The organism is Cellulomonas sp. PhB143, from assembly GCF_003752595.1.
GTDB lineage: Bacteria > Actinomycetota > Actinomycetes > Actinomycetales > Cellulomonadaceae > Paraoerskovia.
Genome location: NZ_RKIJ01000016.1, coordinates 33,649 through 54,959, shown reverse-complemented (window position 1 = coordinate 54,959; position 21,311 = coordinate 33,649). Strand labels below are relative to the sequence as shown.

The following is a 21,311-nucleotide window of genomic DNA, read 5'->3' as shown; positions in this document are numbered from 1 at the left end:
TGATCTCCACCCCCGGGGACGGGCTCAGGACGTCACGGGACGATGAGGCCCGCGGTCTGCGTCTGCGCGCGGGCGAGGCGAGCCTCGGCGTCCGCCCAGTTCACGACGTTCCACCACGCGGCGAAGTAGTCCGCCTTCACGTTCTGGTAGTCGAGGTAGTAGGCGTGCTCCCAGCAGTCGAGGAGCACGATCGGGACGAGCCCCAGGGAGATGTTGCCCTGCTGGTCGTAGAGCTGGACGATGATGAGCTTCTGGCCGATGGAGTCCCAGGCGAGGATGGCCCAGCCCGAGCCCTGCACGCCGGTGGCGACCGCGGTGAAGTGCTTCTTGAACGCGTCGAACGAGCCGAAGTGCTCGTCGATCGCCGTCCCGATCTGACCGGTCGGCTCGCCGCCGCTCTCGGGGGAGAGGTTGGTCCAGAACGCGGAGTGGTTCGTGTGCCCGCCGAGGTGGAACGCGAGGTTCTTCTCGTGCATGTTCACCGACGCGAGGTCACCGGACTCCCGCGCCTCCTCGAGCTTCTCCAGCGCAGTGTTCGCACCGGTCACGTAGGCCTGGTGGTGCTTGTCGTGGTGCAGCTCCATGATGCGGCCCGAGATGTGGGGCTCCAGGGCGCCGTAGTCGTAGCCCAGGTCGGGGAGAGTGTAGACAGCCATGCTGTTCCTCCTTTGTCCGGCCGGTGCGTGCACCGGCGTGTGCGTCACGCCGCGAGCGGGAGGCCCGCTGCGCCGTGCGGTATATGGCGATGGCCCGCGAGAGATGGACGCTCCCGGCCTGGGGCCGGGGCAACGTCTCTCTCGCGGGCCATCGTTCTACTGTGGGGGATGAGTCGCCGGCTCGCGCGCCGTCAGTGCGTGCTCCCGGAGCCGATCTCCTCGCGGCCCGCCGCGGCACCGATCTCGTCGTGCGCGCCGTGCGAGTGCGCCGCCTCGAGCTCGGCGGGGGTCACAGGCTCGACCCGGTCCTCGTAGAAGAAGCGCGAGAGGCGCGCCATGCGGCGGTCCTGCTTGTAGCCCTTGCGGCGCACACCGCGCGAGTCCGTGGCGGGCTCGACCTCGAGAGGACGGTGGGCGTCGTAGTTGACGCGCAGCCACCGCTCCTGGTCGTCGAGCGGTCGGTGGACCTCGATGTACTCGCCGTTGGCGAACCGGACGATGCGGCCGGTCTCGTGGCCGTGCAGGACGAGCTCACGGTCCTTGCGCTGCAGGCCGAGGCAGATCCGCTTGGTGACCCAGAACGCGAACCAGGGGCCCACGAAGATCAGGATGCGGAACGCCCAGGTGATCGCGTTGATGGACAGCGAGAAGTGCGTCGCGATGAGGTCGTTCGAGCCGGCGAGCGCCAGGATGATGAACGCGGTGAGGAACGCGACCCCGAGCGCGGTGCGCACCGGCACGTTGCGCGGACGGTCGAGCACGTGGTGCTCGCGCTTGTCCTTCGTCACCGCCGCCTCGACGAACGGGTAGACGAACAGGAACGTGAACAGGATGCCGGGCACGATGACTGCCGGGACCAGGATGTTCAGGCTCAACGTGTACCCACCGATGACCCACTCCGTGCCCTGGCCGGGCATGAGTCTCAGCGACCCCTCGAGGAACAGCATGTACCAGTCCGGCTGTGCGCCCGCCGAGACCGGGGACGGGTCGAACGGCCCGTAGTTCCACACGTTGTTGATCGCCATCGTGGCGCCCATGAGGGCGATGACGCCGAACACGATGAAGAAGAAGCCGCCGGCCTTCGCCGTGTACACCGGGAAGAGCGGGAAACCGACGACGTTGGTGTCCTTGCGGCCGCCGCCCGGGTACTGCGTGTGCTTGTGCAGCACCAGCATGAACAGGTGCACGCCGACGAGGGCGAGGATCAGCCCGGGGACGACGAAGATGTGCAGCGTGAAGAGCCTCGGGATGATGTCCTCGCCCGGGAACTCCCCGCCGAACACGAAGTACGACAGGTACGAGCCGATGATCGGGATCGACTTGATGACGCCGTCGGTGATGCGCAGGCCGTTGCCCGAGAGCACGTCGTCGGGGAGCGAGTAGCCCGTGAAGCCGGCGGCGAGGCCCAGGATCAGGAGCGTCGTGCCGACGAGCCAGTTGAGCTCGCGCGGCTTGCGGAAGGCGCCGGTGAAGAAGACGCGCATCATGTGCGTGACGATCGACGCCATGAACAGCAGCGCCGCCCAGTGGTGGATCTGGCGCATCAGCAGCCCGCCGCGCACCTCGAACGAGGTGCGCAGCGTCGAGCTGAACGCCTCGGACATGAGGACGCCGTCCATCGTGGCCGGCGGGCCGTCGTGCGTCACGAGCGTCATCGACGGGACGAAGAACATCGTGAGGAAGAAGCCCGAGAGGATCAGGACGATCAGCGAGTACAGCGCGATCTCACCGAGGAGGAACGACCAGTGGTCGGGGAAGGTCTTGCGCGCGAACTCCTTGACGGCCTTGCCCAGGCCGGTGCGCTGGTCGAGGTAGTCGGCGGTGCCTGCCGCGGCCCGCTCCGTCGTCGTGGTGCTCACTTGAGTCGCTCCCAGTAGCTCGGGCCGACGGGCTCGTGGAAGTCGCTCTGGGCGACCAGGTACCCGTCGTCGTCAACGGTGATGGGCAGCTGCGGGAGCGGCCGGTGCGCGGGGCCGAAGACGACCTTCGCGCCGTCAGCGACGTCGAACGTCGACTGGTGGCAGGGGCACAGGAGGTGGTGCGTCTGCTGCTCGTACAGGGCGACGGGGCAGCCGACGTGGGTGCAGATCTTCGAGTAGGCGACGATCCCGTCGTAGGACCAGCCCTTGCGGTCGTCGGCCTCGTGCAGGTCGCGCGGGTCCAACCGGATGAGGAGCACGACGGCCTTGGCCTTCTCGCTCAGCCACTCGCCCGAGGAACGCTCCTTCTCGGAGACGTCCGGGATGACGTGGAAGACCGATCCGATGGTCACGTCCGAGGCCTTGATCGGGCGCCCGGTCGGGTCCGTCGCGAGCCGCATGCCCTTCTCCCAGCGGGTGTGGCGCAGCTTGCTGACGTTCCAGTCCCCGCCGACGCTGCTGACGAGCGGCACGGCGATGGTCAGCGGGAAGAGCGCGAGCGCGGAGAGCGCGGCACCCTTGAGCATCCCGCGGCGAGCGATGCCCGAGTCGTCGACGCCCGCCTTGAGGCTCGCGACCGCGGCCTCGCGCACGTCGTCGGGGCTGCTCAGCTGGTGGCGCTCCTCGCTGACCTCGGTGTCGTTCATGATCGCCTTGGCCCAGTGCACGGCCGCGAGGCCGATGCCCAGCAGCGCGAACGCCATGCCGAGGCCCAGCGTCAGGGTCGACAGCCGCGTGCCGGAGGTGGTGCCGTCGGGGCGGAAGGCGAAGTAGGCGACGAGCGAGGCGATCGTCCCGATCACCGAGATCGCGAACAGGACGACGACCTGTCGCTCGGCCCGCTTGCTCGCGGCGGCGTCGACGTCGCCGCGACGGTGCTGGTGCTCGGGGATGCCGGGGTCGGCGAAGGTGTTCTGGTCCGCCGACGTCACGTCGGTCGAGTGCTGGTTCTCGCTCATGAGGACTTGGCTCCGATCCACACCGCGGCGCCGATGAGCAGGCCGAGACCGACGACCCAGGCCCACAGGCCCTCGCTCACCGGTCCGAGGGCACCGAGGGTCAGGCCTCCGGCGGATCCGTCGTGCTGCTCGGCGAGGTAGGCGATGATGTCGCGCTTCTCGTCGGGGGAGACGTTCGCGTCGTTGAACACGGGCATCGACTGCGGGCCGGTCAGCATGGCCTGGTAGATGTTGCGCGGGTCGACGTCGGTGAGAGCCGGGGCGAACTTGCCCTCGGACAGGGCACCGCCCGCTCCGACGGCGTTGTGGCACATCGCGCAGTTGGTCCGGAAGATCGCCGCGCCGGAGGCGGCGTCACCCTTGGCGGGGTCCACCTGGTCGGCAGTCGGGATCGCGGGGCCGGTGCCCAGCGAGGCGACGTACGCCGCGAGCTGGCTCGTCTGCTCGGCGTCGAACTGTGCCGGCTTCTCGATGGCCTGGGGGCCGTTCGCCGCCATGGGCATGCGCCCGGTCGAGACCTGGAAGTCGACTGCCGCCGCGCCGACACCGACGAGCGACGGGACCGTGTCGGAGCCCTCGGCGTTCGGCCCGTGGCAGGTTGCGCAGTTGGCCTGGAAGAGCTTCTTCCCGGTCTCGATGTCCTGCGTGCTGGCTGAGTCAGCACTGGCAGGGGAGGGAGCCAGGAGCGCGTACACGCCTCCGGTGACCAGCAGCGCCAGCAGGAGCAGCACGACCGGCGCGAACCGGTGGTGCCTGCGGGCGGCGAGTGCCTTCACGAATCGATCCTCGTCTCGCATCAGGGTTCGGTGGATGGGGGGACGACCTCGCGGTCGCGTGGCTGCGTCAGCGCAGGATGTAGATCACCATGAACAGCGCGATCCACACGACGTCGACGAAGTGCCAGTAGTAGGAGGTCACGATCCCGGTCGTGGCCTCGTGGTGGCCGAAGTTCTTCGCCGCGAAGGACCGGCCCAACAGGAAGAGGAAGGCGAGCAGACCGCCGATGACGTGCAGGCCGTGGAACCCGGTCGTCAGGAAGAACACGGAGCCGTAGGGGCTCGACGCGATCGTGAGGCCGTGCTCGACGAGGTCGGCGTACTCGAAGATCTGACCGCCGATGAAGAAGGCGCCCATGACGTACGTGAGGGAGATCCACTCGTTCATGCCCCAGCGCGCGAGGTTGAAGATCGACCCGGTACGCACCGGCTGGAAGCGCTCGGCCGCGGTGACGCCCGCCTGGCAGGTGAACGACGACGCCACGAGCACGAGGGTGTTGAGCGTCGCGTACGGGATGTTCAGGTGGTCGGCCTGGGCGGCCCACTCCTCCTGCGGCATCACCGAGCGGATCGTGAAGTACATGGCGAAGAGCCCGGCGAAGAACATGAGCTCGCTGGCGAGCCAGACGATGGTCCCGACCGATACGGGGTTCGGTCGGTTGACGCTCACGTTCTGATGGGCGTGGGGGGCAGCCGTTGCGGTCGTCACGAGAGTCAGTATGGCCGAAGTCCGACGGGTTTGGGACACCGAGCGTCGCGGTCAGGCGCGTCGAATCTCACAAAGTCTCCATATTCCCTCACTCGTCTCGTCACCTGCTGACGGATCAAAATCAACCGTCACCAAACGCGGCACTGCCGGTCGCGCCCCGCCTCGACGGGTGATCTCGGGGGCCGTCCGTGCCAAGATGCAGGCACGCGCGGGCGCCGGCAGCCGGCACGCGCGGACACGGTGGACCGACGGCGAACGAGAGCGATGGTGACGAGCACGATGGCCACGACTGATGCGGTCCCGGCACCCGGGCAGACATCGACCCGCTCCCTCGGGCCGCGCATCCTCCTCTACAGCGACGACGCGACGGTGCGTGCGCACGTGCGCACGTCCGTCGGCTCGCGGCTGCGGGCGCACGCGCCGGAGATCCGCTGGACGGAGGTCGCCACCGCCGACGAGGTCTACCGCCTCGCGGACGCGGGCGGCTGGGACCTGTTCGTGCTCGACGGGGAGGCCGACAAGGTCGGCGGCATGGGCGTCTCCCGGCAGCTGAAGAACGAGATCTACCGCTGCCCGCCGGTGCTGGTCCTGACCGGTCGCGCCCAGGACGGCTGGCTGGCGTCGTGGTCCCTCGCCGACGACGCGGTCCCGCGTCCGCTCGACCCGATCACCCTGCAGCGCGCTGTCGCCGCGCTCCTCGCCCGGTGAGCGCGGACGCGCGGGCCGTGGCGCGCCCGGTGCACCCGAGCGGCGCCCCGACGTGGCCGGAGGTCCTGACGACGCTCGTCGGGCGCCGGGACCTGCCCGGGGACGCGGCGCGGTGGGCGATGGACCAGGTCATGTCGGGGGACACGCCCACCGCCGTGATCGCCGGGTTCCTCGTCGCGCTCCGCGCGAAGGGCGAGAGCGTCGAGGAGCTCACCGCGCTCGCCGACAGCGTGCTCGCCCACGCGCGCCGGTTCTCCGTCGAGGGCCGCACGGTCGATCTCGTCGGGACCGGTGGCGACCGCGCCCACACGGTCAACATCTCGACCATGGCGGCGATCGTCGTCGCGGGGACCGGGCTGCGGGTGGTCAAGCACGGCAACCGGGCGGCGTCCTCCTCCTCGGGCTCCGCGGACGTGCTGGAGGCGCTCGGGATCCGCCTCGACCAGACGCCCGAGCGGGTGCGGCAGATCGTCGACGAGGCCGGGATCACCTTCTGCTTCGCCCAGGTGTTCCACCCGTCCTTCCGGCATGTCGGCGTGGCGCGCAAGGAGCTCGGCATCGCGACGGTCTTCAACTTCCTCGGGCCCCTGACGAACCCGGCCCAGCCGGGCGCGACCGCGGTGGGCTGCCCGGACCGGAGGATGGCGCCGCTCATGGCCGGGGTGTTCGCGGCCCGCGGGACGAACGCGCTGGTCTTCCGGGGCGACGACGGCCTCGACGAGCTCGCACCCACCGCGGCGAGCACGGTCTGGGAGGTGCGCGACGGGCACGTGAGCGAGCACCGGCTGGACGCCGTGGCCGACCTGGGCCTGGACCCCACCGACATCGGGAGCCTGCGCGGCGGCTCCGCGCTGGACAACGCGGCGGTCGCGCGCGCGGTCTTCGCGGGCGAGCCCGGCCCCGTCCGCCAGACGGTCGAGCTCAACGCCGCCGCGGCTCTCGTGGCCGACGGATCGCTCCCGGGGACCGCGCAGGGATCGTTGGTCGAGCGCCTGCGTGCGGGCATCGGCCACGCGGCCCGCAGCATCGACGGCGGCGCCGCCGCCGGGGCGCTGGCCGGATGGGCCGCCGTCTCCGGGTGAGCCGGCCGCCGCGTCAGGGCGGACCGTCCGTTCCCGTCCGCCGGGGAGGACCGTCAGTCGTCGAGCCCGAGGGCGAAGGCCTGCTCGAGGTCGACGTCCGAGTACTCGCGGAACGCGATGAGGGTCTCGGTGCGCACCACGCCCTCGACCTTGCTCAGGCGGTCGGCGATGACCTCCGCGAGCTGGTGGTGCTCCCGGACGCGGACCATCGCCACGAGATCCGCCTTGCCGGTCACCGAGTAGACCTCGCTCACGCCCTCGAGGTCGACGACCGCCGACGCGACCTCGGGGATGCGGTCCGGCACGGTGTCGATCAGGACGATGGCTGTGAGCACGGGTTCTCCTCGGTCGTGGCGCCGCGGTCCGGCGGGTCGCGGCCAATCTAACCGGCGATCGATTCCGTCGGCGACCAGGCCGCGGGGTGCGCCTCCGCGACGGTAACGCCGTCGGGGGCGGCAGCCGTGCCGGCAGCGCTGCCGACGACCGCAGGCAACGACGACCCCAGGTCGCGGTAGGCGCGCGCCGAGCGCACGGGGGAGGCCCACGTGCCGTCGATCTCGACGATGCGGGTACCCGGCGCCTCGAGCCAGCCGAGGACGAGGTCGGCCTCCTCGGGGTGGCAGGCCGGCGCGGGCGGGTGCGGCGCCGGGACGTCGTCGGCGGTCGCCCGCAGCGCGCGCACGAGCGGGAGCGGGTCGGCGCCCCGGGCGGCGACCGCCGTGGCCGCCAGCCGGGCGTGCTTGACGACGACGATCTCCCACCCGCCGTCCGCCGTCGGGCGGGCCGCGACGAGCTCGCGGCACCCGGCGAGGGGGCCGACGCCCTGGCTCCGGGACGCGCCGCGGAGCAGCGCGGTGAGCCGGCGCGTGGCGTCGCCGGCCTGCTCGAAGCGCTCCTCCGCGGAGAGCTGGGAGATGCGGCGGGCCAGGACACGGACGACGGCGGACGGGTCGCGCTCCATGGCCTCCCGGGCCGACGCGGCGGTCTGGGCGTACGGGTGAGGCTCCGGGCCGCCCGTCGTGCAGGGCGCCGAGCACCGACCCATCTCGGCGAGCGAGCAGGCTCGCGCCCCCTCGGGCGCCGTCGCCGGCAGGCGGCGCGTGCACTGCCGCAGCGGGACCGCCTCGCCGAGCGCGTCGACCGCGTCCTGCGCCGCCCGGCGTGACCCGTAGGGACCGATGTGGGACGTCCCGAGGTCCGGTCGCACGTCGCGGACGATCGACAGGCGCGGGAACGGCTCCCGCGTCAGGCGGACCCAGGTCATCCGTTCGGGGTTCTTCGAGCGCCGGTTGTACCGAGGCGCGTGCTGGGCGATCAGGCGCAGCTCGCGCACCTGGGCCTCCAGCGGGGTCGCGCACACGACGGCGGTCACGGAGCACGCGACGCCGACCATCTCCGTGATGCGCCGGCGGCGCTCGGCCGCGGTGAAGTAGCTGCGCACGCGCCGTCGGATCGACGTCGACGTGCCGACGTACAGGACCTCCTCGTCCGGGCCGACGAACAGGTAGACCCCGGGCGCGTCGGGCAGCCCGTCGGCCAGGTGCCGCTTGCGGCGGACCGCGGGCGGCACCGGGTCGGAGGCCGTGGCGAGGTCCTCGAGGTGAGTGATCCCCAGGGGGGCGAGCCGGTCGAGGAGCGCATGGAGGACGTCGACCGTGGCCCGGGCGTCCGACAGCGCGCGGTGGTCCGGGGTGACGGTCGCCCGGAACAGCGCGGCGAGGCTCGACAGCTTGTGGTTCGGCGCCTCGTCGCGCGTCACGACGCGGCGGGCGAGGCGCACGGTGTCGACGACGGGCGGTCGCGGCCACTCGTACCCGGCCCGCGCCGTGGCCGCCTTGAGGAAGCCGACGTCGAACGGGGCGTTGTGCGCGACGAGCACCGCTCCGCCGAGGAACTCGAGGAAGCTCGGCAGCACGGCCTCCACGCGCGGCGCCGTGGCGAGCATCGCGGTGCTGATGCCGGTGAGACGAGCGACGAACGCGGGGACGGTGACGCCCGGGTCCACGAGCGTCTGGAACTCGCCCAGGACCTCGCCGCCGCGGACCTTGACGGCGCCGATCTCCGTGATGCCGCACTCCGCGGCGGACGTCCCGGTGGTCTCGAGGTCCACGACGACGAAGGTGACGTCGCGCAGCGGGGTCCCCGTGTCGTCCAGGGTGGGCTGGACGTGCGCGGGGACCGCGGCGGTGGTGGTCGGCGTGGCACGCGGGAGCATGCCGCGCACGCTACGGACCGCTACCGACACACGGGCGTCAGCCGCGGTCCTCCCGCGGCGCGTAGAGCTTCTCGATCTCGGCGGCGTAGTCCTTGAGGACGACGTTGCGCTTGACCTTCAGCGAAGGGGTCAGGTAGTCGTTCTCGACCGTGAAGTCGGTGTCGAGCACGCTGTACTTGCGGATGGACTCGGCCCTCGAGACGGCCGCGTTGGCGCGCTCGACCGCCTCGTCGAGCGCGCGGCGCACGTCCGGGTCGTCGACGGCCTCGGCCACGCCGAGCGCCGGCTTGCCGTGCATCGAGCACCAGCCCGGCAGTCCCTCGGGGTCCAGCGTGACGAGCGCGGCGATGAAGGGCTTCTGGTCGCCGACGACGATGCACTGGCTGATGAGCGCGTGGGCGCGGAGCCGGTCCTCGAGGATCGCCGGGGCGACGTTCTTGCCGCCCGCCGTCACGATGATCTCCTTCTTGCGGCCCGTGATGGTGAGGTAGCCCTCGTCGTCGAGCGCGCCGAGGTCTCCGGAGCGGAACCACCCGTCCGAGAAGGCGTGCTCGGTCTCGGCGGGGTTGTTGTGATAGCCGGCGAAGACGTGGTGGCCCTTGACCAGGATCTCGCCGTCCGCGTCGATGCGGACCGCGCAGCCGGGCAGCTGCTTGCCCACGCTGCCGACGCGGATCGCCGTCGGGCGGTTCACCGACGTGGGCGCGGTGGTCTCCGTGAGGCCGTACCCCTCGAGGATCGTGACGCCGTTGCCGCGGTAGAAGTGGCCGAGGCGCTCGCCGAGCGGGCCGCCGCCCGAGACGGCCCAGCGGGTGTTGCCGCCCAGCGCGGCGCGGAGCTTGCGGTACACGAGCCGGTCGGCGAGCGCGTGCTGCAGCCGGAGCCAGGGTCCCGGACCGCGGGGTGTGTCGAGCGCTCGCGACCAGGCGATCGCGGTGGCGCTCGCCCAGTGGAAGATCTTCAGGTGGCCCTCGGCCGAGGCCTTCTGCTCCGACGAGTTGTAGACCTTCTCGAAGACCCGCGGCACGGACAGGATGTACGTCGGGCGGAAGGACGCCAGGTCGTCCAGGAGCTGCTTCGTGTCGGGGGAGTGGGCGAGCACGGTGCCGCCCGCGACGACGAGGACGCCGATGAACCGGGCGAAGACGTGGGCGAGGGGCATGAAGAGCAGGGTGCGGCCGCCGGGCTCGCTGAAGACCTCGGGCACCGCCTCGACGGCGTTGACCGCGAGCGAGTAGAAGTTCCGGTGCGTCATCCGGGCGCCCTTCGGCGTGCCGGTCGTGCCCGAGGTGTAGATGAGGGTGGCGACGTCGTCGAGGTCCGCGAGGCCGCGCCGCCGCCGGATCTCCTCGTCCGGCACGTCCGCGCCGGCGGAGACGAGCTCCTGGACGGCGCCGTCGTCCAGCGTGAGCACCTGCGTCAGGGCGGGCAGCTCGGCGCGCACCTCGTCCACCGTGGCGGCGTGCTGCGCGGTCTCGACGACCAGCAGGCCCACGCCCGAGTCCGACAGGATCCACCGGACCTGCTCGGCGCTGGAGGTCTCGTAGATCGGGACGGGCACGGCGCCGGCGGACCACGCGGCCCAGTCGAGGAGCGTCCACTCGTAGCGGGTGCGCGACATGATCCCGACCATCGTCCCGGGCTCCACGCCGTGGGCGACGAGGCCCTTGGCGACCGCCACGACGTCGTCCTCGAACTCCTGCGCGGTGACCGGCACCCAGCCCCCGCCGCCGGCGGGGCGGCGCTCGATCATCGTCGCGCCCGGGTCCGCGGCCACGCGTGCGGCGAGCAGGTCGGTGAGGTTGGTCGCGGGGTCGACGTCGATGACGCGCGGGGCGGACGACTCGTCCATTCTGGCTCCAGTGGCAGTGGTCGATGGTGAAACCCAGAGTACCGGCTATCGCGGGGTGCCCCGGAACCGCTGCGCCGACGGCTAGGCTCGTGGACGGTCCCCGCCCGCTCCGGTACGTGGACCCGTGCGCGCGGTAGTGCGTGCGCGGGGTATTTTTCTCCCCGACGACGTGGGACCGGCGCGTGACGGTGTTGCGCCGCGCGGGACGCAGGACGACGCGTGTCCCCGGGATGCGCCGGGGACCAGGACAGTGAGGACGGACATGCACGCCATCGGGGTCGACATCGGCGGTACGAAGATCGCCGCGGGTGTGGTCGACGAGGACGGCACGATCCTCGCCCAGGTCCGTCGCGACACGGCCCCGGACGACACGGCGGGCATCGACGCGGCCGTCGCCGACGCGTGCAAGGAGCTTGCCGCGAGCTACGACGTCGGCGCCGTGGGCCTCGCCGCGGCCGGCTTCGTCAGCCCCGACCGTCGCTCGGTCCTCTTCGCCCCGAACATCGCCTGGCGCGAGTACCCGCTGGCCGACAACGTCGCCGCGCTGCTCGACATGGACGTCGACATCGTCGTCGAGAACGACGCGAACGCCGCCGGGTGGGCCGAGTTCGCCTTCGGCGCGGGCAAGGACGCGACGGACATGCTCATGCTCACCGTCGGCACCGGCCTCGGCGGAGCGATCGTCATCGACCGCACGCTGGTGCGCGGCAAGTGGGGCGCCGCCGCCGAGATCGGGCACATGCGCGTCGTCCCCGGCGGCCACTACTGCGGCTGCGGGCACGAGGGCTGCTGGGAGCAGTACGCGTCCGGGAGCGCGCTCGTGCGTGACGGCCAGGCGGCCGCCGTGGCCTACCCCGACCGTGCCCGCCGCCTGCTCGAGCTCGCCGGCGGCTCGCCGGCGGCGCTCCGTGGCCCGCAGATCACCCAGGCCGCGGAGGAGGGCGACGAGCTCGCCCTCTCGCTGATCGAAGGCCTCGGCCGCTGGATCGGCGAGGGCTCGGCGTCCGTCGCCGCCCTCCTCGACCCGGAGCTGATCGTCGTCGGCGGCGGCGTGGCCGCGGCCGGCGACATCCTGCTGCGCCCCGCGCGCGCCGCGTTCGCGGAGCAGCTGTCCGCGCTGGGGCACCGCCCCGAGGCGCGGATCGCCGTGGCGCAGCACGGCAACGAGGCCGGCATCATCGGCGCGGCGGACCTCGCCAGGATCTGAGCGTCAGACGACGGCGCCCCGGTCGTGGTCGTCGGGGTCCTTGCGGTGCGGCATGCGCCAGACGAGGACGGCGACCGCGGCGAGGAACGCGAGCCCTGCCCCGGCGACCAGCGCCGAGGGCATCGGGCTGATCAGCACCGCGGCGACCAGGAGCGCCACCGGGGCGACGACGGCGACGGTCCAGGCGAGCGTGAGCAGGGGGTCGCGGCCCCCCAGGGGCGGCGGCTCCGGCGGGACGAAGTGGGACTGCTCGTCCTCGAGCGCCTCCACCTCGTCGCTCGTGGGCCAGTCGCGTGGCCCGGCAGGGCCCGGGACCGATGGGGCAGGGCCCGGGGCCGGTCCGGCGGGGTCCCGGACCCACGGTGCGCGCGGGAGGCCGGCGACGCCGCGGTGGGTCTGCCGGGTCCCGCTCGCGGGTCCGGCTCCCGGTACCCCGGGGTCGACGGGCGCCGGTGAGCCGTCCGGCTCGCCCCCGAGGTCGGCCACGATGTCGGCCCACCGCGCCTCCACGTCGAGAGGGTCGTCGCGGTCGCGACGGTGCTCCGGCTCCGCGGGGCCGGGGGCGCCCGCGCCGCCCGCACCCTCCGGGGTTCCGGGGTTCTCCGGCTGCGGGCGGTCCTCGCCCGGCGTGCCCGCGTTCGGTGGTGACATGGGTATCACTCTAGAGTCGAGGGGCACCCGTGCGCCGCGGGTCGTTCCGAGGAGTTGCAGGAGGCCCGGTGTTCTACTGGTGGATGAAGCACGTGCTCGTCGGGCCGGTGCTCCGTCTGATGTTCCGGCCGTGGGCCCGGGGAGCTGAGAAGGTGCCTTCCTCGGGCGGCGTCGTCCTCGCGAGCAACCACCTCGCCGTCATCGACTCGTTCGTCCTCCCGCTCGTGCTCGACCGCAAGGTCCAGTTCCTCGGAAAGTCCGACTACTTCACCGGCACGGGCGTCAAGGGTCGTGTCACGGCGGGCTTCATGCGCGGCGTGGGGACGATCCCCGTCGACCGGTCCGGCGGCCGCGCGAGCGAGGCGGCGCTGAGCACCGGGCTGAGGGTGCTCAGCGACGGCGACGTCTTCGGCATCTATCCCGAGGGGACGCGCAGCCCGGACGGACGCCTGCACCGGGGCAAGACCGGCGTCGCCCGGCTCGCGCTCGAGTCCGGGGCGCCCGTGGTTCCCGTCGCGATGATCGGCACCGGCGAGGCGCAGCCGATCGGCCGGCGCATCCCGAAGCTCATGCGGATCGGCGTCGTGTTCGGCGAGCCGCTCGACTTCAGCAGGTACCGGGGGATGGAGAACGACCGCTTCATCCTGCGCGCCGTCACCGACGAGATCATGTATGCGGTGATGAGCCTCTCGGGGCAGGAGTACGTGGACATCTACGCGGCCACGGCCAAGGCGCGGCTCGCGGCGGGCTCCGCGGCCGAGGGCGCCGACGGCACGCAGGCGCCCGGCGGCCGGCCCGCGCCCGACGTCCAGGTGCCGGAACCGCCGTCCGACCCCCAGGAGCCGTCGGTAGGATGAGGCGGTAGCAGCGCACGCCCGGCCCCGGGCGTCCCGGCCCGCGGCGCGTCCTCGAGCGGTCCGACCGCTGCGTCGCGTCCCTTCGACGAGAGGTACTTCTCATCATGTCCGTCCGTCGCGTCGCCCTCCTCACGGCCGGTGGCTTCGCTCCCTGCCTGTCCTCCGCCGTCGGGGGTCTCATCGAGCGCTACACCGAGATCGCGCCGGAGGTCGAGATCATCGCCTACCAGCACGGCTACTACGGCCTGCTGCGCGGGGACAAGATCGTGGTCGACGAGCAGGTGCGCGAGAACGCCGGCATCCTGCACCGCTTCGGCGGCTCGCCCATCGGCAACTCGCGCGTGAAGCTCACGAACGCCGCGGACTGCGTCAGGCGCGGGCTCGTCCAGGAGGGCGAGGACCCCCTGCAGGTCGCCGCCGAGCGACTGAAGGCCGACGGCGTGGACGTCCTGCACACGATCGGCGGGGACGACACGAACACGACCGCGGCCGACCTGGCGGCCTACCTCGCGGACAACGGCTACGGCCTGACCGTGGTCGGGCTGCCCAAGACCATCGACAACGACGTGGTGCCGATCCGCCAGTCGCTGGGCGCGTGGACCGCGGCCGAGGAGGCCGCCGGCTTCGCCGCGAACATCATCGGCGAGCACCGCAGCGGACCGCGCATGCTCATCGTGCACGAGGTCATGGGACGCCACTGCGGGTGGCTCACCGCCGCCGCGGCCGTCGAGTACCGCAAGTGGCTGGACCAGCAGGAGTGGGTCCCCGGCATCGGCCTGACGCGCGAGCGCTGGGACGTGCACGCCGTGTTCGTGCCCGAGCTCGCGCTGGACATCGACGCCGAGGCCGAGCGCCTCAAGGCCATCATGGACAGCCAGGGCAACGTCAACATCTTCCTCTCCGAGGGCGCCGGCATGCACGAGATCGTCGAGCAGCTCGAGGCCGCCGGCACCCCCGTCGAGCGCGACCCGTTCGGGCACGTCAAGCTCGACACCGTCAACCCCGGCCAGTGGTTCGCCAAGCAGTTCGGCGAGAAGCTGGGAGCCGAGAAGACGATGGTGCAGAAGTCCGGCTACTACTCGCGCGCGGCGGCAGCCAACGCGGAGGACCAGCGCCTGATCAAGTCGATGACGGACCTCGCGGTCGACTGCGCGCTGCGCGGCGAGCCCGGCGTCATCGGGCACGACGAGGAGCAGGGCGACCTGCTGCGTGCCATCGAGTTCCCCCGCATCGCAGGCGGCAAGGCGTTCGACGTGTCGCAGCCGTGGTTCGGCGAGCTGCTCGCGGACCTCGGCCAGCCCCTCGTGCCCGCCGAGCACTGACCGGTGTCCACCACCGCCGCGCCGGACGTGCTCGAGGGCCTCGAGCACTTCCGGCGCCTGGTCGCCCTCCAGCAGCCCACCTGGCCCGACCGGGCGGCGCTCGAGGACGTCACCGGGCGCCTCGCGCAGGCCGCGCCCCTCGTCGTCCCGCACGAGGCGGACCTGCTCCGTGACCGGCTCGCCGCCGCCGGTCGGGGAGAGGCGTTCCTGCTCCAGGGCGGCGACTGCGCCGAGACGTTCGCCGAGGCGAACGCCGACCGCATCCGCAACAAGGTGCGCACGATCCTGCAGATGGCGGTCATCCTGACGCACGGCGCGAGCACGCCCGTCGTCAAGATGGGCCGGATGGCGGGCCAGTACGCGAAGCCCCGCAGCTCGGACACCGAGACGCGGGACGGGGTCACGCTCCCCGTCTACCGCGGGGACATGGTCAACTCGTTCCCCTTCACCGAGGCAGACCGGCTCCCGGACCCGGAACGACTGTTCCAGGCCTACGGCATCTCGGCCGCGACGCTGAACGTGGTGCGCGCCTTCACGAGCGGCGGCTACGCGGACCTGCGGCGCGTGCACGAGTGGAACCGCGGTTTCATGGAGAACCCCGCCTACGCCGCCTACGAGCGCACGGCGGCGGAGATCGACCGCGCGATCCGGTTCATGGACGCCTGCGGCGCGGACTTCGACGCCCTGCGGACCGTCGAGTTCTACGTGAGCCACGAGGCGCTCGTCCTCGACTACGAGCGGGCGCTGACCCGCGTCGACTCGCGCACCGGGCGCGCGTACGGCACGTCCGGGCACTTCCTGTGGATCGGGGAACGCACCCGGCAGATCGACGGCGCGCACGTCGACCTGCTGGCGCGGCTGGCCAACCCGATCGGCGTCAAGCTCGGCCCGAGCACCACGCCCGCGGACGCGCTGGCACTGGTCGAGCGGCTCAACCCCGACGCGGTCCCCGGCCGGCTCACCTTCATCACGAGGATGGGCGCGTCCGCCGTCCGCAGCGCGCTGCCCCCGCTGGTCGAGGCGGTCGCCGCCACGGGGGTCCCCGTCACGTGGATCAGCGACGCGATGCACGGCAACACCATCACGTCCGAGAGCGGCTACAAGACGCGCCGGTTCGAGGACGTGCTGGACGAGGTCCGGGGGTTCTTCGAGGTGCACCGCGCGCTTGGCACCGTGCCCGGCGGCCTGCACTGCGAGCTCACGGGGGACGACGTCACCGAGGTGCTCGGCGGGAGCGAGGAGATCGACGATGCGGGGCTCGCCCTGCGCTACGAGACGCTCGTCGACCCGCGTCTGAACCACCAGCAGTCGCTCGAGATGGCGTTCCAGGTGGCGCAGATGCTCCGCACGCGCTGACCCGCGCGCACGGACCGCGCCCCCGGGTCAGGTGACCGTGAGCTTGATCGTGCTGCCCTTCGGCACGGAGTCCCCGGCCTTCTTGTCCTGGAACAGGACGCGGTCCAGGGGGCGGGAGCCGAACAGCTCCTTGATCTCGACGACGAATCCGGCCTTCTCCAGGGTCTTCTGCGCCGCCTCGACCTTCTGGTCGACGACGGACGGCACCTCGACGAGCGGGGGGCCCTGGGAGACGACGACCGACACGGTGTCGCCGCGGTGCGCGTCGGCGCCGGAGGCAGGGTCCTGCGAGACGACGCGTCCGGCGGGGACGTCCTCGGAGTAGTCCTCGGAGGTGTCCGTGGTCAGGCCGGCGTCGTCGAGCGCCCCCGTCGCGTCGTCCTTGGTCATCCCCGTCACCGACGGCACGTCCACGGGAGCGGGGCCGTCCGAGACGGTCAGGACCACGGTGGTGTCGTGCCGCTGCGTCGAGCCCTCCTCGACCGAGGACTCGAGGACGGTGCCGGCGGGCGCGGTGTCGTCGTAGGCATGGTTGGGGTCGCCCACCGTGAAGCCCCGGCCGGTGAGGGCGGCGCTCGCGTCGGCCTCGCTCTCGCCGACGAGCTTCTCCGGGACGGTGACCATGCGCACGCCCTGCGACACCACGAGCTCGACGGAGCCGTCCTTGCGGACCTTTCCGCCGGCGTCGGGCGCGGTCGAGACGATCTGCCCCGCGGGGACGTCGTCGCTGTACGCGGTGGTCGTCGTGTGGTCGATGCCGGCGGCGTCGAGGGTCGCCTCGGCGGCGCGCGCCGCCGACCCGTCCAGACCCTGGGGGACGCTCGCGTACGCGCCGGGACCCTCGGTGAACCACCACCAGGCGCCCGCACCCGAGGCCCCGAGGACGAGGACGAGGGCGAGCGCCCAGGCGACGGCCCGCCGCCACCGCCGGGGCCGGTGCGGGGCGAGCTCCCGCGTGCCGCCCGAGCGGGCGACGAGCGCGTCCCGCCGCTGCGGCCCGAGGCCGTCGAACGCGGTCGTCGGGATCTCGTCGAGGGAGGTGCCCGGCGCGGGCTCCGGCGCCGGCGCGGCGCCCTCCCCGGGGGGGTCCTCGCCCGCGGTCTCGTCCGCCGGTCCGGGCTCCCGCCGCAGCGCCAGGTCCGCCTCCGAGAGCGCGGAGAACGTGGCGCGCACCCGGGCCAGCGCATCGCCGGCGTCGGCCGGCCGCTCGTCCGGGTCCCGTGCGGCGAGGGACGCCACCAGCTCGTCCAGCTCGACCGGCAGCGCGCCGAAGACCGCGGAAGGGGCCGGGATGTCGGTGCTCACGTGCGCGAACGCGACCTGGATCGGGGTGTCGCCCGGATAGGGCAGCGACCCCGTGAGCATCTCGTAGGCGAGGATGCCGACCGAGTACACGTCGGCGCGCGCGTCGCAGGCGGCCGCGCGGATCAGCTCCGGCGCCATGTAGGCGACGGTGCCGAGGATCGTCCCCGCGGTCGTGGTGGTCACCTCGGTGACGGCGCGCGCGAGCCCGAAGTCGGTGAGCTTCAGCCGTGAGTCGGTGTCGATGAGGACGTTCTCGGGCTTCACGTCGCGGTGCACGAGGCCGGCGCGGTGCGCGGCGGCGAGCGCGTCGAGGATCTCGCAGAGGGCTTCGAGCGTGTCTCCGACCGAGAGGGTGCGCTCGGCGCGCAGCCGCCGGCGCAGGTTGCTGCCCTCCACGTACTCCATGGTCAGGTAGCTGGTGTCGCCGTCGAGACCCTGGTCGAACACCGCCACGAGGCCCGGGTGCGCGAGGCGGGCCGCGGCCCGCGCCTCACGCCGGAACCGGGAGACGAAGTCGACGCCGTCCACGCCGTCGGCGAGGTGGGCGTGCATGACCTTGAGGGCGACCTCGCGGTCCAGCCGGCGGTCGTGCGCGAGGTAGACCGTCGCCATCCCGCCGCGGGCGATCCGGGACACGACGTGGTAGCGGCCGTCGACCGTCCGGCCGACCAGCGAGTCCGACGTCACGGTGGTCACGACGGCATGCTAGAGCGCGGTGGCCCCGGCGTGGCGGAGGCCCGCCGTCGTGCGCCGTAGGCTGTCCCGGTGAGCATCGACGACCTCGTGGACCAGTGGATCACCGTGCCGGACCTGGCGGAGGCGCTGGGCACCACGCCCAGCCGCGCCCGCAGCGTCGTCAGCGACCGGCGCGTCGTCGGTGTGCGTCGCGGCGAGCGCAGCACCTTCCAGATCCCGGCACGGTTCGTCGTCACGCGCCACGAGGACTCGGTGGCGGCCGGGCAGGCGCGGGCGGACACCGAGGGCGACCCCCGCCCCGTGGTCCTCTCGTCGCTCGCCGGGACCATCGCGGTCCTGACGGACCTGCGCTTCACGGACGAGGAGATCCTCCTCTGGCTGTTCACGCCCGACGACGCCCTCGGCACCTCCCCCGTCGACGCGCTGCTGGCGGGGCGCAAGTCCGAGGTGCGCCGGGTCGCCCAGACGCTCGGCTGACCTGTCACGAACGCCTCCGGCACCGGTGCCGGCTCATGAGAGGCGCCGGACCGCGGCGAGCCCGAGCGCCTCGATGGCGCGCTCGCCGGCGGGCTCCAGCCCGGCCGAGCGCAGCGCCGCGAGCGCGGTCGAGACACGCTCCTCGATGAGCTCCTCGACGGCGGCGGCAGCACCTGTCGCGACCAGGACCTCGCGCAGGTCGCCGACCTCCTCCTCCGTGAGGTCCGGCGACCCGAGCCGGTCGAGGAGCAGACGCCGCTGGGACACGTCCGCGCCGCGCACCGCGCGGCACACGAGCACGGTGCGCTTGCCCTCGCGCAGGTCGTCGCCCGCGGGCTTGCCGGTGAGCGCCGGGTCGCCGAAGACGCCGAGGACGTCGTCCCGCAGCTGGAACGCCTCGCCCAACGGCAGTCCGTACTCCGTGACCGAGGCGATCCGCCCGGCGTCGGCTCCCGCGATCGCGGCCCCGAGCGCGATCGGGTGCTCCACCGAGTAGCGGGCCGACTTCGCGCGGATCACCGTGCGCGCCCGCGCCTCGTCGGCCCGGGGGTCGTCACCCCACGGCACGGCCTGGGCGCGCACGTCCAGGAACTGGCCGAGCGTGACCTCGGTCTGCATGTGCTCGAACAGGGCGAGGGTGCGTCGTCGGGCGTCCACGGGCAACGGGTCGGTCGCGGCACGCACCGCGGCGTTGCACTCGGTGAGCAGCACGTCGCCGAGCAGGATCGCGGCGCTCTCCCCGAAGCCGGGCGCGCTGCCGAGCCAGCCGTTGCGCTCGTGGAGGCCGGCGAACGCGCGGTGCGCGGCGGGGCGCCCCCGGCGGGTGTCCGAGCGGTCCATCACGTCGTCGTGGACCAGGGCGGCGGCCTGGAAGAGCTCCAGCGCGAGCCCGGTGCCGAGGGCGACCGTGCGCTCCACCTCGCGCGTCCCGCCGTGGGCACGCCACGACCAGTAGCAGAACGCGGCCCGCAGGCGCTTGCCTCCGGCCAGGAGCGCGGTGGCCTCGTCGAGGACGGGGGCGGTCGCGCCGTCCAGCGCCGACATCGTGGCGCCGAGGCGGGCGAGATAGGCGTCGATCGCGTCGTCGACCGCGGTGCGCACGTCCTCGTCGCCGAGGGGGTCGACGGCGTCGGGCACCGGAGCCTGCACCGGGAAGGAGGACGCGGGCGTGGGGGACGGGTGCACGGGTCCAGCGTAGGCGCTGGCGGGAGGGAGCCGTCCGTGGGTCTCCACCGCTCTCGGCCGCGGGGGCGCCGTCCACAGCTCGGGAGACGGGCCTTCGGAACGGGGCGCGGACGGCGTTCGATGTGACCATGACGACGACGATCCGGGTGCGCAGCCCGCGGGACCTCATCTCCTACGTGCCCTACCACTTCGGCTTCGTGCCGCAGGACTCGCTGGTGCTCGTGTGCATCCGGGGAAAGGGCTCGGAGGTGGGCCTCCTGGTCCGGGCCGACCTCGACGACGTCCTCGGTCCTGGAGGGGGCCAGCTCGCCCGCACGCTCGTGTCCCACGCCTGCGCCGACGGCGCCGATCGCGTCGTGCTGGTCGGCTACGCCGAGGAGGAGCACCGGATCAGGAGCGCCGTCGCGGTCCTCGCCACCGCGGCCGAGGGGCTCGTGGAGCCGGCGGGGAGCTGGGTCGTCGGACCGACGGGGTACCGCGAGCTCGACTGCCCGGACCCGGACTGCTGCCCCGACGGCGGCCGGCCGCTGGCCGAGCTGCAGTCGACGACCGTCTCCGCGGACATGGTGGCCGGTGGTGTCGCCCTCGCCGCGACCCGCGCGGACTCCTACCGGTTGCCGGTCGTGCCCGCCGGGCGCCGTCGGCTGGCGCAGCAGTCGGCGCGACGCTGGGCGGCGCGGGCAGACGCGGCACGCGGTGACCACGAGTCGGGCCTCGCCGCCTGGCGCACCGCCGGTCTCGAGCTGTGGCTCGAGGAGCTCGCGGCCGCGTACGGGCATGAGCCCGACGGCGGAGACCGGGGCCCCCGCCCGGGCGCCGCGCGGGACGTGGGCGCCGCGACGGCCGGGCGCCTCGCGGCCGCGCTGGAGAGCGTGCCGGTCCGCGACGCGGTGCTCATCAGCCTCGTCCCGGGAGAGGTCGAGCTCGCGCGAGGCACGGCGCACGGCGCGGCGTCCGGTGCGCTGGACGCGGGGACCGCCCGAGCGATCGGCGCGATCGTCGATCCCCGTCAGGCGGTGGCGCCCGACGAGAGCCTGACGCGCGCCGCCACGGAGGTCCTCGGCAGCGTCGCGGCCCACGTGGCCGGGACCCTGCGCGCCGCGCCGCTCACGCTCCTCGCGCTGGTCGCCTGGTGGCGCGGCGACGCCGGCCGCGCGGGCGAACGGCTCCGTGACGCGCTGGCCGTGGACCCTGCCTATCGGCTCGCGCTGCTGGTCGAGGGAGCCCTCGCGGCAGGGCTCCCGCCCGGGTGGGTCCGCGCCGCGCGGTGACGACACGGGCTCGTGACGCCACGAGGTCCGGTAACGTCGCGCGGGGGAGGCCGGACGGGTCGTCCCGGGCGCCCCGCCGACGTGCGGGCACACAACGATCGACGGAGG

19 protein-coding genes are annotated in these 21,311 nt (G+C 73.0%); 8 read left to right on the top strand and 11 right to left on the bottom strand.

The window, feature by feature from the left end; translation table 11 throughout:
* Window positions 1-32: 32 nt before the first annotated feature.
* The 5 genes from EDF32_RS13565 to EDF32_RS13545 form a co-directional block, all read right to left on the bottom strand.
* Window positions 33-656, bottom strand: coding sequence for a superoxide dismutase (locus EDF32_RS13565; RefSeq protein ID WP_123309084.1), 624 nt, complete (start codon window positions 654-656; stop codon window positions 33-35).
* Between the two features lie 191 nt (window positions 657-847).
* A complete protein-coding gene (locus tag EDF32_RS13560) occupies window positions 848-2,515 on the bottom strand; it encodes a cytochrome bc complex cytochrome b subunit (RefSeq protein ID WP_123309083.1) in 1,668 nt (555 codons plus the stop codon).
* Complete coding sequence (locus tag EDF32_RS13555; RefSeq protein WP_123309082.1) at window positions 2,512-3,534, bottom strand: ubiquinol-cytochrome c reductase iron-sulfur subunit; 1,023 nt, start codon at window positions 3,532-3,534, stop codon at window positions 2,512-2,514. Before EDF32_RS13555 ends, EDF32_RS13560 begins: the two co-directional genes overlap by 4 nt.
* A complete protein-coding gene (locus EDF32_RS13550; RefSeq protein WP_123309081.1) occupies window positions 3,531-4,310 on the bottom strand; it encodes a c-type cytochrome in 780 nt (259 codons plus the stop codon). Before EDF32_RS13550 ends, EDF32_RS13555 begins: the two co-directional genes overlap by 4 nt.
* A 67-nt stretch (window positions 4,311-4,377) precedes the next feature.
* Window positions 4,378-4,980: a heme-copper oxidase subunit III gene (locus tag EDF32_RS13545; protein ID WP_233565926.1), complete on the bottom strand. Its 603-nt coding sequence runs from the start codon at window positions 4,978-4,980 to the stop codon at window positions 4,378-4,380.
* A 303-nt stretch (window positions 4,981-5,283) separates the two neighbouring features.
* Between EDF32_RS13545 and EDF32_RS13540 the strand changes: the two genes are divergently transcribed.
* Both EDF32_RS13540 and trpD read left to right on the top strand, forming a co-directional pair.
* Entirely contained in the window at window positions 5,284-5,727 is a 444-nt protein-coding gene (locus tag EDF32_RS13540) for a hypothetical protein (protein WP_370449994.1), read from the top strand.
* Window positions 5,724-6,809 (top strand): anthranilate phosphoribosyltransferase, encoded by a 1,086-nt coding sequence (trpD, locus tag EDF32_RS13535; RefSeq protein ID WP_233565925.1) that lies wholly within the window; start codon window positions 5,724-5,726, stop codon window positions 6,807-6,809. Before EDF32_RS13540 ends, trpD begins: the two co-directional genes overlap by 4 nt.
* A 53-nt stretch (window positions 6,810-6,862) precedes the next feature.
* Here the strand turns inward: trpD and EDF32_RS13530 are convergent, their stop codons facing one another.
* The 3 genes from EDF32_RS13530 to EDF32_RS13520 are packed head-to-tail and all read right to left on the bottom strand — an operon-like array spanning window position 6,863 to window position 10,876.
* Window positions 6,863-7,144: an Lrp/AsnC family transcriptional regulator gene (locus tag EDF32_RS13530; protein WP_123309080.1), complete on the bottom strand. Its 282-nt coding sequence runs from the start codon at window positions 7,142-7,144 to the stop codon at window positions 6,863-6,865.
* 47 nt (window positions 7,145-7,191) lie between these two features.
* A complete protein-coding gene (locus EDF32_RS13525) occupies window positions 7,192-9,024 on the bottom strand; it encodes a DEDD exonuclease domain-containing protein (protein ID WP_123309150.1) in 1,833 nt (610 codons plus the stop codon).
* Window positions 9,025-9,061: 37 nt separating this feature from the next.
* Window positions 9,062-10,876 (bottom strand): long-chain fatty acid--CoA ligase, encoded by a 1,815-nt coding sequence (locus tag EDF32_RS13520; RefSeq protein ID WP_123309079.1) that lies wholly within the window; start codon window positions 10,874-10,876, stop codon window positions 9,062-9,064.
* 262 nt (window positions 10,877-11,138) lie between these two features.
* Between EDF32_RS13520 and EDF32_RS13515 the strand changes: the two genes are divergently transcribed.
* A complete protein-coding gene (locus EDF32_RS13515) occupies window positions 11,139-12,083 on the top strand; it encodes an ROK family glucokinase (RefSeq protein ID WP_123309078.1) in 945 nt (314 codons plus the stop codon).
* Between the two features lie 3 nt (window positions 12,084-12,086).
* On the opposite strand, the gene EDF32_RS13510 is transcribed toward EDF32_RS13515, so the two are convergent.
* The gene (locus tag EDF32_RS13510) at window positions 12,087-12,734 is read right to left on the bottom strand and encodes a hypothetical protein (protein ID WP_123309077.1); all 648 of its coding nucleotides are present in this window, start codon (window positions 12,732-12,734) and stop codon (window positions 12,087-12,089) included.
* 68 nt (window positions 12,735-12,802) lie between these two features.
* On the opposite strand from EDF32_RS13510, the gene EDF32_RS13505 reads away from it, so the two are divergent.
* The 3 genes from EDF32_RS13505 to EDF32_RS13495 all read left to right on the top strand — a co-directional run bounded on the left by EDF32_RS13505 (window position 12,803) and on the right by EDF32_RS13495 (window position 16,269).
* Window positions 12,803-13,591 carry a 1-acyl-sn-glycerol-3-phosphate acyltransferase gene (locus EDF32_RS13505; RefSeq protein ID WP_233565924.1) on the top strand — a complete coding sequence of 263 codons (789 nt, stop codon included), beginning with the start codon at window positions 12,803-12,805 and terminating at the stop codon, window positions 13,589-13,591.
* Window positions 13,592-13,695: 104 nt separating this feature from the next.
* A complete protein-coding gene (locus EDF32_RS13500) occupies window positions 13,696-14,913 on the top strand; it encodes a pyrophosphate--fructose-6-phosphate 1-phosphotransferase (protein ID WP_123309076.1) in 1,218 nt (405 codons plus the stop codon).
* 3 nt (window positions 14,914-14,916) lie between these two features.
* A complete protein-coding gene (locus EDF32_RS13495; RefSeq protein WP_123309075.1) occupies window positions 14,917-16,269 on the top strand; it encodes a class II 3-deoxy-7-phosphoheptulonate synthase in 1,353 nt (450 codons plus the stop codon).
* A 27-nt stretch (window positions 16,270-16,296) separates the two neighbouring features.
* Here EDF32_RS13495 and pknB read toward each other — a convergent pair whose 3' ends face one another.
* A complete protein-coding gene (gene pknB, locus EDF32_RS13490) occupies window positions 16,297-18,270 on the bottom strand; it encodes a Stk1 family PASTA domain-containing Ser/Thr kinase (protein ID WP_123309074.1) in 1,974 nt (657 codons plus the stop codon).
* A gap of 69 nt (window positions 18,271-18,339) precedes the next feature.
* On the opposite strand from pknB, the gene EDF32_RS13485 reads away from it, so the two are divergent.
* Window positions 18,340-18,747, top strand: coding sequence for an Rv2175c family DNA-binding protein (locus EDF32_RS13485; RefSeq protein ID WP_233565923.1), 408 nt, complete (start codon window positions 18,340-18,342; stop codon window positions 18,745-18,747).
* A 33-nt stretch (window positions 18,748-18,780) separates the two neighbouring features.
* Here EDF32_RS13485 and EDF32_RS13480 read toward each other — a convergent pair whose 3' ends face one another.
* Window positions 18,781-19,932 (bottom strand): polyprenyl synthetase family protein, encoded by a 1,152-nt coding sequence (locus EDF32_RS13480; protein ID WP_233565922.1) that lies wholly within the window; start codon window positions 19,930-19,932, stop codon window positions 18,781-18,783.
* Between the two features lie 128 nt (window positions 19,933-20,060).
* Here EDF32_RS13480 and EDF32_RS13475 point away from each other — a divergent pair, with 128 nt between their 5' ends.
* The gene (locus tag EDF32_RS13475; protein WP_123309073.1) at window positions 20,061-21,203 is read left to right on the top strand and encodes a DUF4192 domain-containing protein; all 1,143 of its coding nucleotides are present in this window, start codon (window positions 20,061-20,063) and stop codon (window positions 21,201-21,203) included.
* The last annotated feature ends 108 nt before the right edge of the window (window positions 21,204-21,311 follow it).